Origin of the sequence: Sphingosinicella flava, assembly GCF_016025255.1 — a bacterium.
Classification (GTDB): Bacteria; Pseudomonadota; Alphaproteobacteria; order Sphingomonadales; family Sphingomonadaceae; genus Allosphingosinicella; species Allosphingosinicella flava.
The window spans coordinates 838,081-852,050 of sequence record NZ_CP065592.1 but is presented as its reverse complement, the minus strand read 5'-3'; the positions used below and the strand labels follow the sequence as shown (position 1 = coordinate 852,050).

The window sequence follows — 13,970 nt, the reverse complement described above, 5'->3', positions numbered from 1 at the left end:
GCCCTCCGCTATGGAGGGCCTTTTGTTTTAGTCGAACATCTTGCCGAAGGCGCGCTTGGCACGGGTTTTCCAGTGGCCGCGATGATAGGCGTCCGAGGCCAGGAGCGGGAGGACGCTCGTCGCTTCGGCGAACACCATCTGTTCAAGGGCCGTGGAGACCTTGCCCCAGCTCGCCGCTTCCTGCAGCGTCGAGGAGGAGCAGGCGCCGTCGCGGACGTCGGCGACGGTGATCTGCACCGCGTATTTGTGAACCTCGACGTCGTCGTGGCCGAGGATTTCGGCGCAGACGACGGTGTCCTGCGTGAAGTTCTTCGGAACGCCGCCGCCGATCATGAGAAGGCCCGTGGTACCCGCCTTGATCTTGAGGTTGGTGAGTTCGCGGAAGTCGGCGATGGCGTCGAGCACCATGTAGGGCTTGCCTTCCTTCATCCGGTCCACCTGGTGCTTGACGAGGCCGAAACCCGCCGAGCTGTCGACGAAGGCCGGGCAGAAGATCGGCACGTCATGCTCGTAAGCGAGCTTGACGAGGCTGTTGTCCTTCTTGCCGTGGGTCTGCAGCCACTTGCCCATTTCCTTGATGAACTCGCGCGACGAATAGGGACGCGCCTCAAGGCTGTTGGCGATGTCGCCGATCGTGTGATCGGTCTCCTGCAGCTTTTCCTCGTCGATATAGGTGTCGTAGATGCGGTCGATGTAGAGCGAGCGCAGCGTATCATCGTCAGGAATTTCAAGCGCTTGATAGTGCTTGTGGCCAAGCGCTTCGAAGAAATCCATGTCGACGATGGTGGCGCCGGTGGCGACGATGGCGTCCACCATGTTGTGCTTCACGAGATCGGCATAGAGATCCATGCAGCCGCCGGCCGAGGTCGAGCCCGCGATGACCAGGATCACCGAGCAATCCGGATCGGACAGCATCTGGTTGTAGATGTCCGTCGCGCGGCCGAGGTCGCGGCTGGTGAAGCTCATCTTCTTCATCGCGTCGACGATGGGACGCGCGTCGAAGCTCTTGATGTCGATATGCTCGACCTGCTTCGACAGCAGCTCCGCCTTGCGGGTGTCGTTGATCGGGGTTTCGGTGTTCATTTCAATCTCCAATGACCCGTCATTCCAGCGGAAGCTGGAATCTCGCTTCTTTGAAGGGGAAGGGAGATTCCGGCTTTGGGCTGCGCCCGTCTTCGACTCCGCCGGAATGACGCCAATATATGTGCCGAAGCCTTACAGCTTCACGACGTTCGAGGCCGCGCGACGTTCCTCTTGCGCCAGGTAGAGCGACGCCATCGGTTCGTCCTCGACGATCACCTTCAGGTCCGATCCGAAGCCGTTGAAGCCGGTGCGCATCGCGCAGCCATAGGCGCCGAGCATGCCGATTTCGATATAATCGCCCGCGGCGACATCGGCAGGCAGCATGAACGGCCCGGCCATATGGTCGAGGTCGTCACAGGTAGGCCCATAGAAGCTGAACGCCATGTCCCGGGCGTCCGAAGCGTCGTCCCGGACAAGCTTCACCGGGAAGCGCCAGCCGATATGCGCGGCATCGAACAGGGCGCCATAGGCACCGTCGTTAATGTACAGCTCCTCCCCCCGGCGCTTTTCGACGCGAACGAGGAGGCTGGCATATTCGGCGCAGAGCGCGCGGCCCGGTTCGCACCACAATTCCGCCGAATAGGAAATCGGCAGGCTTTCGAAGGCTTTGTGGATCACTTCGAAATAGGTTTCGAGCGGCGGCGGCTCCATGCCCGGATAGGTCGACGGAAAGCCGCCACCGACATCGACGATGTCCACGGTGACGGCCGCGCCGACGATGGCGGCGCGCACGCGCTCCATCGCCTCGGCATAGGCCGCCGGCGTCATCGCTTGGCTGCCGACATGGAAGCAGATGCCCAAAGCGTCCGCGACCTGGCGGGTGGCGATGAGCAAGGCCTTCATCTCGTCCGGTTCGGCACCGAATTTGGAGGCGAGGCTGAGCTTCGAATGATCCGACGAGACGCGGATACGCACGCAGAGGTTGAGGTCGGTGGCGCCCTTGGTCGCGCGGACGATCTTTTCCAGCTCCTCCATCGTGTCGAGCGAGAAGGTGCGCACGCCGTGGATGAAATAGGCCTCGGCGATGGCTTCTTCGGCCTTTACCGGGTGCATGAAGCAAAGAGTCGCGTCCGGCAGGGTGCGCGCAAGCAGCCGCACTTCCGCGATGGAGGCGACGTCATAGTGCGTGATCCCGCTGTCCCACAGAATCTCGAGGAGATCGGGTGACGGATTCGCCTTCACGGCATACATCGAGCGGCCCGGAAACTTCTCTGCAAAAAAGCGGGCGGCACGCTGTGCGGCATGCGGACGAAGGAGCGTGACCGGCTGGACCGGCCGATGAAGGGACGCTAGCCCCAGCGCGCTATGGTGCTTGTGCAATTCAAGGGACCTCCAGAGGCGTAGTTGACGAAACAGCTGCCTTGCGGTTTGGAAGTCCCCATGGGGCAGCGGAGGGCGCGATATATGAGCGTCTTTTGGTCATGTAAAGAGCTGCATTTTTGCGTTCTGCGCCAGCATGTTGGCAGGGTCGCGACGGGCCGAATTCCGTGCCGTTCATCCGTTTCGCACGTGCGACGAGTCGAGGGGTAGTTTATGAGTCGAATTCCAACGGGGGATGGAGTCCGCGCTGCTGCCGCCCGGATCCGGGATCATGTGGTGAAGACGCCGCTATTGCCGGCCGAAATCGGCGGTGTGACGGCGTGGGTGAAGGCGGAATGCCTGCAGACGGGCGGCAGCTTCAAGCTGCGCGGCGCGACGAACCGCCTGTTGCAGCTGAGCGCTGAGGAGCGGCAACGAGGTGTTGTCGCCTTTTCCTCTGGTAACCATGCGCAAGGTATAGCGATAGCGGCGAGGCGGCTCGGCATCCCTGCCGCCATTGTGATGCCCTCGGACGCGCCCGCCGTGAAAGTGGCTGCGACACAGGGCGCGGGCGCGGATATCGTTTTTTATGATCGCGCGACGGAAAGCCGCGAGGAGATCGGCGCGCGGCTGGCGGCTGAGAAAGGCGCGATTTTGGTGCCGTCCTTCGATGATGTCGACATCATCGAAGGACAAGGGACGACAGGGATCGAGATCGCCGAGCAATTGGGCGGGGTGCCGGACAAGGTGCTGGCCTGCTGCGGCGGCGGCGGATTGTCGGCTGGGATCGCGCTTGCCTTGCCGGGTGCCGAAATCGTCACGGTGGAGCCGGAAGGCTGGGACGACATGGCGAGATCATTGGCGGGGGGCGAGCGGGTGCCGGTGGCCGACGATGCGCCCGCGACTCTGTGTGATGCGCTGCAGACGACATTGGTGTCGCCGCTGACCTTCGGCGCATTGCGGGACGCCGGTGCGCGCGGCATTTGGGTGAGCGAGGCCGAAGTGAAGGCGGCCATGGCCTTCGCCGCGCGGCATCTGCGCCTCGTCGTGGAGCCGGGCGGCGCGGTGGCGCTGGCGGCGGCTCTGGCCGGAAAGGCGGGCCCCCTTACGAAGCGCAGTGTGATCCTGGTGTCGGGCGGCAATGTCGATCCGATACTTTATGCGGATATCTTGAGCGGCGAAGCGGCGCGTGCGAAGGGCGCGGCATGAACAGCGGTATCGGAAATCTCGCCCTTTCCCTCGGCATGCTGGCCGTATTCGCGCTTGGCGCGGGCGGCATATGGCTGATCGCGAAGAAGCGGGACGTGAAGCGCGGCGTCCTGATGCTGGTTGCCGGGGCGGTCATCCTCGGCAACGTGCTGATCTGGACAGTGCCGGTCGGTTGAACCGCCTTAAGCCGGAATGACGCTAGGTCAGCGGATCGGGCAGCTCGGGTCGAGGCGGAAATCGAGATAGTCGTCGACCGTCTTCATCAGTTCCGGCATTTCATTCTGGAAGAAATGGTTGGCGCCGGGGATGGTTTCGTGCGCGATGGTGATGTGGCGCTGGGTGCGGAGCTTGTCGACCAGCTTCTGCACCGCGATCGGCGTCACCACCTCGTCCGCCTCCCCCTGAACGATGATGCCCGAGGACGGGCAGGGGGCGAGGAAGGTGAAATCATACATGTTGGCGGGCGGCGCGATCGAGATGAAGCCGCGCACTTCCGGGCGGCGCATCAGAAGCTGCATGCCGATCCAGGCGCCGAAGCTGAAGCCAGCGACCCAGGTCTGCTCGGCTTCCGGATGGATGGACTGCACCCAGTCGAGCGCGGAGGCGGCGTCCGACAATTCGCCGATACCGTTGTCGAACACGCCCTGGCTTTTGCCGACGCCCCGAAAGTTGAAGCGCAGCACCGCGAAGCCGCGCCGCACGAACGTCTTGTAGAGCGCCTGGACGATGGCGTTGTTCATCGTGCCGCCGCTGTGCGGATGGGGATGCAGGATCATCGCCACCGGCGCACGTGGGCGCGGAGCGGGCTGGAAACGGCCTTCGAGACGGCCTTCGGGGCCAGGAAAGATGACTTCGGGCATTGCACCTCGGCGCGGGTTGCAAGAATAAGGGCGCGGCCCGGCTGGGCCGCGTTGTCGCGCGCTCCTATATATGGAGAGAAGGCGACTTAGCAATCTTGGGAGCCGGAGTGGCGCAAGACCGTATCTATCTGGACCATGCCGCGACCACGCCGATGCGGCCGGAGGCCAAGGCGGCAATGACGGCGGCGATGGACGCTTGGGCCAATCCAAGCTCGCCGCACGGGGAAGGGCGCGCAGCGAAGGCGGCGCTGCAGGATGCGCGGGCGCGGATGAAGACGGCGCTTGGTTGGAATGGAGAGGTGATCTTCACGTCCGGTGCCAGCGAAGGGCTGGCGATTGCGCTGCGTGGGCGGCAAGGGGTGGCGACATCGCCGGTCGAACATGATGCGGTGTTGAGACTGACGCCGGACGCGGAGAGGTTGTCCGTCGACTCAAGCGGTATTGTGCTCCTGCGAAAGCAGGAGCCCAGCGGCTCGAACGGCGGAACTGGGCTCCTGCCTTCGCAGGAACACAACAAACTCTACGCCATCCAGCAAGCCAGTAACGAGACCGGCGTGATTCAACCGCTCGACGAAATTGCAGCGGCGGTACGCGAAGAAGGCGGTCTCCTCCTCGCCGACTGCGCGCAGTCGGCGGGCAAATTGCCGCTCCCCGAGGCTGACATGATCGTCCTCTCCGCCCACAAGTTCGGCGGGCCGCCGGGTGTCGGGGCCTTGCTGGTACGCGATTACGGGCTGATCGACGCGGTCGGGGGGCAGGAGCATGGCTACCGCCCGGGCACGGAGAACCTGCCGGGCATCCTCGCCATGGCCGCCGCATTGGAGGCGCCGAAGGATTGGCTCGCGGAAGCAGACCGTCTTCGCGCGTTGCTCGATGCGCGGATCGCTGAAGCGGGCGGCACGGCGGTCGCGGCGGAGGCCCCGCGCATTCCCACCATCGGCGCCTATCGCATGCCGGGCGTCCCCGCGCTGGCGCAGCTTATCCAGTTCGACGCGGCGGGTATTTCGGTGTCGGCGGGCAGCGCCTGTTCGTCGGGGAGCCTGAAGCCCAGCCGCGTCCTTTCCGCCATGGGCCTGGACGATGATGTGGCGCGCGAGGTGGTGCGGGTGAGCTTCGGCTGGTCCACGACGGAAAGCGACGTGCTGCGCTTCGCGGGCGCCTGGGCCGACATGGCGGCGCGGAAGCGGGCAGCATGAAGACGCCGATCTACCTCGATTATCAGGCGACCACGCCGATAGCGCCTGAAGTGGCGGCGGCGATGCGGCCATGGATCGAGGACGGATTCGGCAATCCCCACTCGCCGCATCGGCTGGGACGGGAGGCGGCGGCGGCGGTCGAAGTGGCGCGGGAGCGCACCATCGAGGCGCTACATTTGGCATCCGCACCTTTGTGTTCCGGCGTAGGCCGGAACCCAGCAGCGCCACCCGAGCGGACTGGACCCCGGCTTTCGCCGGGAAACGGGAAGCTGTATTTCACCTCCGGCGCGACGGAAGCCGCCAATTGGGCGCTCAAGGGCACGGCGGCGCGGCTGCCCGAAGGGAAACGCAAGATCGTCACCCTCGCGACCGAACATGCTTGCGTGCTCGATACCGTGGCGTGGCTCGGCGGGCAGGGTTTCGATATCGATATTCTGCCGGTGAAGCCTGACGGCCTGATCGACCTCGATCTGGCGGCGGAAAGGATCGACGAGCGCACCGGCTTCGTTGCCGCGATGCTGGTCAACAACGAAATTGGCGTCGTTCAGCCGATCTGTGAGATTGCCGATATAGCGCATTCTAAAGGCGCGATTTTCTTTTGCGATGCGGTGCAAGGTTTTGGTCGCGTTCCCCTACCCGTGCACGCCTGCGACCTGATCGCCTTGTCCGCGCACAAGGTGCATGGACCCAAAGGCATTGGCGCCTTGTGGGTGCGCGACGGCCTGGCCCTGGAACCGCTCCTGCATGGCGGCGGACAGGAAGGCGGGGTTCGGTCCGGCACCTTGTCGCCCGCGCTTTGCGTTGGCTTCGGCGAGGCGGCCCGGCTCCTGGCCGAACGCGCGGACGAGGATCATGTCCATGTCGAGCGGCTGTGGAGCGCCGCATGGCAGCGTTTCGGCAACCAGTGGATACTGAACGGCTCGGGCGATGCGCGCTATCGCGGCAACCTCAACATCCTGATGCCGGGCGTGGACAGCGCGCGGCTGATCTCGGGCGTGCGCGATGTCGCTTTTTCATCGGGCTCCGCTTGCGCGAGCGGATCGGGCCGGCCGAGCCATGTCCTGTCCGCCCTCGGCCTTTCCGAACGCGAGGCGCGGGCGAGCATCCGGCTGGGCTTCGGACGCTATACGAGGGAGGAAGATCTGCTCCACGCTCTCGATCTCATCATGGCCGCCGCGCGGCGGCAGAGGCGGTTCGCGGCATGACGCTTGTACGTTTTCTCTCGCCCAAGGGGGATTTGCTGAGCGAAGTCGAGGCGGAACCGGGCGCACGCCTCCTCGACGTCGCGCAAGCCGATGGTCAGCCGCTTGAAGGGACGTGCGAGGGGCAGATGGCCTGCTCCACCTGCCATGTCATCGTGGAGGCCGCGGACTTCGGCAAATTGCCGCGCGCGAGCGAGGAGGAAGAGGATATGCTCGATCTCGCCCTGCACGCGACGCGCACTTCGCGCCTGTCCTGCCAGATATGGCTGACGGCGGAAATGGAGAGCCTTTCCGTCCGCATTCCGCCCGGCGCGCACAACATGCAGGGGCGTTGATTTAGCGCGAAGGCTCCGCCATATGCAGCGCGGGAGTCGGGCGGACGGTGCTGTCGCCAACCCGGTCAGGTCCGGAAGGAAGCAGCCGTAACGATTTCGCCCCGGGTCGCCCGGCTCCTACCGCGCAGTGCACACGAAGATAGCGATAGCTATCGCCGAGACGCACAAGCGCGGCCGACCTTGCAAAGCGAGGATCGACGGCGCGGCTTCGCCGCGGCGCCATCACATTTTCCATCGTCCATCATGCCGGACTTGATCCGGCATTCATGAACACAGACCTTTTCGGATAGAGCAATGTTCATAGACCCCGGATCAAGTCCGGGGTGACGCAATGGGTTTGTCGTCGAACCCAGGTCTTGCGGGCTATATCGCTGGCATGACGGTTGGTGTGGCGGCGCAGACCCGCTAACGTAGACCCATGAGCGAATCTCCCCAGCCTTATCGCGTCCTTGCGCGCAAATACCGGCCGCAGAGCTTTGGCGAACTGATCGGCCAGGACGCGATGGTCCGGACGCTGGGCAACGCCATCCGGCGCGGGAGGCTGGCGCATGCCTTCCTGCTGACCGGCGTGCGCGGGGTGGGGAAGACGTCGACGGCGCGGATCATGGCGAAGGCGCTGAATTGCGTCGGACCCGACGGGCAGGGCGGCCCGACGATCGATCCTTGCGGCGTGTGCGAATATTGCACGTCGATCATGGAGGGCCGGAACGTCGACGTGATCGAGATGGACGCCGCGAGCCATACCGGCGTCGACGACATGCGGTCAATCATCGATATTTCCCGCAACACCGGGTTCGGCGCCCGGTTCCAGGTCTTCATCATCGACGAAGTCCACATGCTGTCGAAAAACGCCTTCAACGCGCTTTTGAAGACACTCGAAGAACCGCCTGAGAATACGAAATTTCTTCTCGCCACGACGGAAGTGAACAAGGTGCCGGTGACGGTCCTGTCGCGCTGTCAGCGCTTCGACCTCCGCCGCATTTCGGCCGAGCAGCTCGCCGCCCATTTCGCCGAGGTCGTGCAAAAGGAAGGCGTCACCGTCGAGCCGGAGGCGCTGGCGCTGATCGCGCGGGCGGCGGAAGGTTCGGCGCGCGACGGCCTCTCCATCCTCGACCAGGCCATCGCCCATGGCGCCGAGGGCGTGACGGCCGAGCAGGTGAGGGGGATGCTCGGCCTGTCCGATCGCGGCGCGGTGCGACGGCTGCTTGCCCTGCTGCTCGCCGGAGATGCGCAAGGCGCGCTGGCGGCGGTGAAGGAGCAGCACAACCTGGGAGTCGAGCCTTCCGCGATCGTGCGAGGGCTGCTGGAAAGCGTCCATGGCATCACCCGGGCCAAGGTCGGCGGCGGGGACGATCCCGCGCAATCCGCCGAGGAGCGGGAGGCCTATGCCGAATGGGCGAGCCGCCTCGGCCATGCCGCGCTCCACCGGCTGTGGCAGCTGCTGCTGAAGGGCCTCAATGAAGTGAACAGCGCCGCGATGCCGATGGAGGCCGCCGAAATGGCGTTGCTTCGCATCGTCCACGCTTCCGATATGCCCGATCCCGGCACGTTGATGGAAAAATTGATGAGCGGGGAGGCCGTGCCCGCCCGCGCGTCCGCGTCCGCCGCCGCCCCTCCGCCGGAGCCCCAGACGGCGATGCTGGCCCTGCCCGCCACGTTCGAGGCGCTGGTTCGGGCGCTTCAGGGCAATGGCAAGGCGTTGCTCGCCCAGCAGCTGCACGATTATGCGGGCGTCGTCCGCTATGCGCCGCCGGCGCTGGAAATCCGGCCAGCCAAGCCCTTGCCCGGCGATTTCCAGCGCGACCTCACCGCCGCGCTCAAGTCGGTGACCGGCGCCCAGTGGACCGTCGCCATTTCCGACGCGCCGTCCGAGCCGACCCTTCTCGAGCAGGAGAAGATGGCGGCGGAGGCGAACAGGCAGAAGATCCTCGACCATCCCATCGTATCGGCCGCGCGGGAGGTGTTTCCCGGCGCCGAGCTTATCGACTATCCCGGAAAAGAAAGACGGAGCGCCTGACATGCCCAGCCTCGACGACATCATGAAAATGGCCCAGGAGGCCCAGGCCGAGCTCCAGAAGGCGCAGGACAATCTCGATACGATCGAAGTGGAAGGCGTGTCCGGCGGCGGCCTTGTCCGGATCAAGGCCAGCGCCAAGGGGCGGATCATCGGCGTCAGCGTCGACGAAAGCCTGCTTCAACCCTCCGAAAAGGGAATGGTGGAAGACCTGATCGCCGCCGCCATCAACGACGCGCGCGCCAAGGCGGATGTCGCGGCCAACGAGCAGATGCAGAAGATCACGGCGGGTCTGCCCATGCCGCCGGGCTTCAAGATGCCGTTTTGAGGCGGCGGTTGATCATGACGCCGCAGCGTGCAGGGTCGCGCCGACCATGAAGGACGCCTTTGCCGCCGAGGCGGCCGCCCACGGCGACGACGAGGCGATTAGGGATATCCTTCGCCAGGCTTGCCGGATCACCCATATGGGCTTCGCTGCGGTCGCGCGGGTGACGGAGGATCGCTGGATCGCCTGCCAGGTGGAGGACCGGATCGAATTCGGCCTCGATCCCGGGAGTGAGTTGGAGATCAAGACGACGATCTGCAATGATATCCGCCAGTGCGGCACCGCGATCGTGATCGACCATGTCGCGGCCGATCCGGAATGGCGCACGCATCCGGTGCCGATGCTCTACGGCTTCGAAAGCTATGCCTCGCTGCCGATCATCCTGGCGGACGGCAGCTTTTACGGCACCCTTTGCGCCATCGATCCCGCGCCGCGCGTCGTGACCGCACCCGATACGGTCGCGGCGTTGCAAAGCCTTGCCGAGGAGGTTGCGGCAATCCTGTCCCGGAAAATGGGCATCGCCATCCCGAATTAAGTCATCCAGCGCTGGGCGCCGATTCCTGTGTCTTGAAAGGCAGGCGGATGATCGTGCGATAGCCGCCATCCAGGCGGCCCGTTTCCAGCGAGGCGGCCAGGCCATAGCGGAGGCCAAGCCGCGCGCGTGCGTTGGTGAGGCCGACACCGCCTTTCCTTCCCGGTTTGGCCGGAACTGCGATCTTGCCGTCGTCGCTGACCGTCAGCACCAGGGTGTCGCCTTCCCGCCGGGCCGCGATGACGATCTCAACCGGATCGGGCGAATGTTCGACCGCATATTTGACCGAATTTTCAACCAAAGGCTGGAGCAGGAAGTTGGGCACTAACGCATCCAGTATTTCGTCATCGCAATCGAGCGTGAGGCGCAGACGGTCGCCGAAGCGCATGGCCTGCACGGCCAGAAAGGCTTCGGCGATGTCCAGTTCGTCCTGCAGCGTGATTTCCTGGTCGCCGATTTCGGTCGCGGAGCGCATGAAGGCGGCCAGCCGGTCGATCGTGGCTGTGGCATCGTCCTGACGCCCCATCAGAATGAGGCCGGAGACCGCATTCAGCGCGTTGCACATGAAATGCGGATCGAGCTGGGCGCGGAGCATGGCGAGCTCGGACCGCGCGGCCTTGCTCTCCGCTTCGGCGGCGCGCGCGAGCTGGACAGTGGCTTCCTTCTCCGCCGTCAGCAGCTGCCGCTCCCGGCGCCGCGCGGCGTCGCTGTGGAGGAGAGCGAGGACGGCCGCCGCCCACAGGCAGAGGGGCACGAACCAGAACAGGCCGCCGCGCACGATATTCTCGCGCGTAACGGCGGTTTCGACCGTCAGCTCCGCCGCGTCCGGGCCGAAAACGGTGCGGATCAGCTGAAACCCGATGTCGAACAAAAAGGCGATCGCGAACATGGCGACGAGGGCGATCAATGCCTGCTGCCGAAATGGAAGCGCAGTCAGCCGCGACAGCATCTTGAAAATGCCGAGCGCGGTCAGCGTCGCGAAGGTGATGAGCGAAAAATCGAGCGGCAGGTTGATGAGGCCATAATGGTAGCCGCCGATCACCGCGCTGACCGACGTCAGGATGACGAAGGACGACCAATAGAGCAGGGCAATCAGAAGGATGCTGACGCCGATCGTGTCATGGCCGCGCGCGCCCTTCATTCGTCCGGTTCCACCACGGGCGGCGTGTCGGCGGGGGGCGGGGCCGGTTCGGCCGGGGAAGAGGTTTCCGGCTCGTTCATGGGCTGGATATAGTCCTCCGCCCGTTCCGGTTGCGGGGTCGGTTCAACCGGCTGCTTCTGCTTGGGCGCAGCTTTCGCCTTGGTCTTGGGTGTCCCTTCCGGCTCCACCGCCTCCATCCGCCCGCTGCCGTCCAGGCAGGCGTCGAGATTGTCGCGCGCCACCACGCGGATGCGGGCCGCGATGCTGTTGCCGTAGCGGCGGGTGAAGCCGGTGGGCGTGACCGCCTCGCGCTTCTTGGGGAGCGGCAGGACGGCGGCGATGCGCGCGGCCTCCTGGCGGGTGAGGTTCGACGCATCCTTGCCGAAATAACGCTGCGCGCCTGCATTGACGCCGTAAGTGGTGATGCCAGTCTCGGCGAGGTTCAGATAAACCTCCATGATCCGCTGCTTGCCCCAGATATTCTCGATAAGCAGGGTGAACCAGGCCTCCAGCCCCTTGCGGAAATAGCCGCCTCCTTGCCACAGGAAGGCGTTCTTCGCGGTCTGCTGGCTGATCGTGGAGCCGCCGCGGATCACGCCCCCTCCTTCCGCATTGCGGCGCATCGCGGCGGCGATCGCGTCCTGATCGAAGCCCCAATGCGAACAGAATTTGGAATCCTCCGCCGCGATGACGGCGCGCTTCATGTCGGGATCGATCTCGCCCAGCGGCATCCAGTCCCGAGTGGCCGAACGCCCGCCGATCACGTCACCCATCATGGTGAAGGTGACAGGCGGGTTCACGAAGCGGTAGAGCAATACCCAGGCGAGGCTCATGAGGATGAACAGGACGATCCCCTTCAGAATCCACCCAAGGATCCTGCCGCCCCAACCTCGCCGTGAAGTACGGGACCGCGCCCGCCGTGCCTTTGCCCTCGCCATAACTGGAGATTAGCGGCTGGAAACGCCGCCGTCATGCTGAACTTGCTGGCGGCTTCGGACGTACCAGGTCAGATGGGCAAATGCTCGTTCGCTTCCCCTCAAAAGGAAAGGGCGGCCTGTTGGCCGCCCTTAACCCGCCTCCGCTTAAACGCGGCTGCAGCTCTTCCCTGGTGTCAGGGCATTACCACCGTGTAATCTTCGGCATGCGGCGCCGAACGCGGGAAGCCCGAAGCGATGTTGTCGCTGGCTCCATAGTTTACCGGGCCGGGCACAACGCTGCCGAGTTGCGCACATTTCGAACGGAAAGTCTCCATCATCGGCTGGATCACCTCAAGGAGACGGCCATTGTTGCCCCAACCCCTGGGGTTGAAGGGTATCGTCACGCTGAACGTGTTGCTGTAACACATTGGATTGCGAGTATTTTTCTCGGTCGGCACCATTCCTAGAATGAAATATACGCTGACCGCCTTGTCAGCGAGCTGTTCTTCCCCTGCCGGAGCATTGTTCGGGGTTGCCACACCGACCGAAGTTCCGGTGCCGGGAGCGGAGTTCGACGCCGTTCCATAAGTGTTGACCGGTGCAGGCGTCGCCGATGCCTGTGCAATCGTTCCCACGACGTCGGCCTCGACGGCTGCTTGCGCCATTTCGCCGGGCGATACCGCGCCGCTGCCCAGCACCATGCCGAGCGATCCGCCGATTACGGCGCCGACCACGGTCATTGTTCCGCTACCGTCGTCCATTTCCGACCCGGCATAACCGCCAGCGGCAGCGCCGCCGACCATCCCAAGATAGCCGCCCGTGTTCATATTCGCGCAGCCAGATGCCATGGCGCAGACGCCCGCGGCCGCGAGCAGCCTTCCACTCTTCCTAAACATTATGATTGTAACCCCCTGATAAATGTCGATTCGACAGGTTGTCATTGCCCGAGCGCACACCAAGGGGCAATCCCATCGGCGTATCATGTGCCTATTAGGGACGCGCGGTAATGGGCCCCGGAGCCGCGCCGGGCCGTAACGGCACCCTGAAACTGAACGAAAGACCAAGGCCGGCGCTGAACTGATTGCGCGATCCGAAGCGCGCGACGATCGGCGAATCTGCCGCCCCGTTCATCAGCCGGTCGTAAATGCCATAGGCGTGGACGGCGACGCTCCTGCCGACATCGAGCCGCATGCTTGCCACTGCACCCGCCGCATGGATTCCACCTTCAGGATCGAAGGCGGGAAGGCCGCTGGCCATCGCGGCCGCAGGGGCAATGCCATAATAAGCATCGACATACTTACCGCTGGCGAGACGGAGGCGCGGCCCGATCGAAAAGACGCTGAGATCTCCGGCACGCACGAACAGATCAGCGCTCATATCCCCCGTTATGCCGCCATGGCCGTTCATACCTTGGCGGGCTTCGGCGCGCAGGCGCACATTCTTGTGCACGAACGCCTGGATGAAGCCCCCGGCTTCGGCGGTCCAGCCCACATTGCCAATCGGCGCGCCAACATTCTTCTCGCGGCGGCGCCCTTTGATGTTAAGCGCAAGTCCCGCATTCACCGGGCTGCCGGCACCAAACAATATCAGACCGAATTTCTGATCCGGCGCCCGCAGTGGCACAGGCTGACCCTCGGGACGGGCATAGACGATCAGCATGTGATGAACACCGAGGCCGTCATCGCCCGGAAAGCGGGGGTAGACCCGCGCGCCCCCACCAAGCGTGAAAATGACGGCGGGCTGCTGCTGCTCGCCCTTACTGGCTTTTGCGGCAATGGGTGATGCCAATGCCGAAGGCGCAACTAGCAATGGCCCGGAAAACACGCTCAAGCGCATAAGCAGGCGGATGTGCGGAAA

At 64.4% G+C, this 13,970-nt stretch carries 14 protein-coding genes, 1 other RNA gene and 1 pseudogene; 9 read left to right on the top strand and 7 right to left on the bottom strand.

Features of this window, described 5'->3' with window-relative positions; all coding sequences use genetic code 11:
* Nucleotides 1-27 precede the first annotated feature (27 nt).
* Both IC614_RS04445 and IC614_RS04440 read right to left on the bottom strand, forming a co-directional pair.
* A complete protein-coding gene (locus IC614_RS04445; RefSeq protein WP_200972677.1) occupies nucleotides 28-1,083 on the bottom strand; it encodes a 1,9-bis(guanidino)-5-aza-nonane synthase in 1,056 nt (351 codons plus the stop codon).
* A gap of 132 nt (nucleotides 1,084-1,215) precedes the next feature.
* Nucleotides 1,216-2,403 (bottom strand): type III PLP-dependent enzyme, encoded by a 1,188-nt coding sequence (locus IC614_RS04440; protein WP_200972675.1) that lies wholly within the window; start codon nucleotides 2,401-2,403, stop codon nucleotides 1,216-1,218.
* Nucleotides 2,404-2,616: 213 nt separating this feature from the next.
* On the opposite strand from IC614_RS04440, the gene IC614_RS04435 reads away from it, so the two are divergent.
* Together IC614_RS04435 and IC614_RS04430 are read left to right on the top strand one after the other, a co-directional pair.
* Complete coding sequence (locus tag IC614_RS04435; protein WP_200972674.1) at nucleotides 2,617-3,591, top strand: threonine ammonia-lyase; 975 nt, start codon at nucleotides 2,617-2,619, stop codon at nucleotides 3,589-3,591.
* Entirely contained in the window at nucleotides 3,588-3,767 is a 180-nt protein-coding gene (locus tag IC614_RS04430; protein ID WP_200972673.1) for a hypothetical protein, read from the top strand. Before IC614_RS04435 ends, IC614_RS04430 begins: the two co-directional genes overlap by 4 nt.
* Nucleotides 3,768-3,794: 27 nt before the next feature.
* Here IC614_RS04430 and IC614_RS04425 read toward each other — a convergent pair whose 3' ends face one another.
* A complete protein-coding gene (locus IC614_RS04425) occupies nucleotides 3,795-4,451 on the bottom strand; it encodes an alpha/beta hydrolase (RefSeq protein ID WP_200972671.1) in 657 nt (218 codons plus the stop codon).
* Between the two features lie 107 nt (nucleotides 4,452-4,558).
* On the opposite strand from IC614_RS04425, the gene IC614_RS04420 reads away from it, so the two are divergent.
* The 7 genes from IC614_RS04420 (at nucleotide 4,559) to IC614_RS04390 (ending at nucleotide 10,058) form a co-directional block, all read left to right on the top strand.
* On the top strand, nucleotides 4,559-5,647 hold the full coding sequence (locus tag IC614_RS04420) for a cysteine desulfurase family protein (RefSeq protein ID WP_200972669.1): 1,089 nt from the start codon (nucleotides 4,559-4,561) through the stop codon (nucleotides 5,645-5,647).
* Nucleotides 5,644-6,852: a cysteine desulfurase family protein gene (locus IC614_RS04415; protein WP_200972667.1), complete on the top strand. Its 1,209-nt coding sequence runs from the start codon at nucleotides 5,644-5,646 to the stop codon at nucleotides 6,850-6,852. Before IC614_RS04420 ends, IC614_RS04415 begins: the two co-directional genes overlap by 4 nt.
* The gene (locus tag IC614_RS04410; RefSeq protein ID WP_200972665.1) at nucleotides 6,849-7,184 is read left to right on the top strand and encodes a 2Fe-2S iron-sulfur cluster-binding protein; all 336 of its coding nucleotides are present in this window, start codon (nucleotides 6,849-6,851) and stop codon (nucleotides 7,182-7,184) included. Before IC614_RS04415 ends, IC614_RS04410 begins: the two co-directional genes overlap by 4 nt.
* A 29-nt stretch (nucleotides 7,185-7,213) precedes the next feature.
* An RNA gene (ffs, locus tag IC614_RS04405) (signal recognition particle sRNA small type) lies at nucleotides 7,214-7,308 on the top strand.
* Between the two features lie 294 nt (nucleotides 7,309-7,602).
* Nucleotides 7,603-9,201 carry a DNA polymerase III subunit gamma/tau gene (locus tag IC614_RS04400; RefSeq protein ID WP_200972663.1) on the top strand — a complete coding sequence of 533 codons (1,599 nt, stop codon included), beginning with the start codon at nucleotides 7,603-7,605 and terminating at the stop codon, nucleotides 9,199-9,201.
* A 1-nt stretch (nucleotide 9,202) separates the two neighbouring features.
* Nucleotides 9,203-9,526, top strand: coding sequence for a YbaB/EbfC family nucleoid-associated protein (locus IC614_RS04395; protein ID WP_200972661.1), 324 nt, complete (start codon nucleotides 9,203-9,205; stop codon nucleotides 9,524-9,526).
* A gap of 46 nt (nucleotides 9,527-9,572) precedes the next feature.
* Entirely contained in the window at nucleotides 9,573-10,058 is a 486-nt protein-coding gene (locus IC614_RS04390; RefSeq protein ID WP_200972659.1) for a GAF domain-containing protein, read from the top strand.
* Between the two features lies 1 nt (nucleotide 10,059).
* On the opposite strand, the gene IC614_RS04385 is transcribed toward IC614_RS04390, so the two are convergent.
* From IC614_RS04385 to IC614_RS04370, 4 genes and pseudogenes are all read right to left on the bottom strand, one after another.
* On the bottom strand, nucleotides 10,060-11,196 hold the full coding sequence (locus IC614_RS04385; RefSeq protein WP_200972657.1) for a sensor histidine kinase: 1,137 nt from the start codon (nucleotides 11,194-11,196) through the stop codon (nucleotides 10,060-10,062).
* Nucleotides 11,197-11,408: 212 nt separating this feature from the next.
* A pseudogene (mtgA, locus tag IC614_RS04380) lies at nucleotides 11,409-12,134 on the bottom strand (monofunctional biosynthetic peptidoglycan transglycosylase); the annotation flags it as partial.
* A gap of 173 nt (nucleotides 12,135-12,307) precedes the next feature.
* Nucleotides 12,308-12,961, bottom strand: coding sequence for a hypothetical protein (locus IC614_RS04375; protein ID WP_200972652.1), 654 nt, complete (start codon nucleotides 12,959-12,961; stop codon nucleotides 12,308-12,310).
* A 142-nt stretch (nucleotides 12,962-13,103) separates the two neighbouring features.
* Nucleotides 13,104-13,949 (bottom strand): MipA/OmpV family protein, encoded by an 846-nt coding sequence (locus IC614_RS04370; RefSeq protein ID WP_226372760.1) that lies wholly within the window; start codon nucleotides 13,947-13,949, stop codon nucleotides 13,104-13,106.
* Nucleotides 13,950-13,970 lie beyond the last annotated feature (21 nt).